1 protein-coding gene is annotated in these 361 nt (G+C 31.6%); it reads left to right on the top strand.

Annotated elements, in window-relative coordinates:
• The coding region (locus tag AJN70_RS09935; protein WP_261669999.1) for a 6-hydroxymethylpterin diphosphokinase MptE-like protein at positions 1-361 on the top strand (361 nt) is incomplete at both ends.

Genomic DNA, 361 nt, shown 5'->3' with positions numbered 1-361 from the left:
CTTCTTATCCTATTTTAGCTAAACATGGTATAAAGCCTGATTATGTTTGTATGTTGGAAAGAACTGAATTAACAGCAGAGTTTTTTAATCATGATTTTGGGAAATTTGATAAGGATATTGTGTTTGTTTGCGCAGGGGTTGTTCATCCAAAGGCAATTGAGTATTTAAAGGGTAGAAATTTAGTCATCACTCAAAAAGTTCTTGCTTTTCCATATTATATAAATCTTAAAGATTTTTCTTATGCTGCTGTAGGACCTAGTGTTGCACATACATTATCTTATCTAGCAACTTATCTAAGTCATAAAAACATCATTTTTATAGGACAGGATTTAGCTTATGCTGAAAATGGCAATTCTCATCC

This window comes from Campylobacter sp. BCW_4341, assembly GCF_001764255.1.
Taxonomy (GTDB): domain Bacteria; phylum Campylobacterota; class Campylobacteria; order Campylobacterales; family Campylobacteraceae; genus Campylobacter_D; species Campylobacter_D jejuni.
Note: the sequence above shows the minus strand (reverse complement) of the source record. Positions and strands in the feature narration are given on the sequence as shown.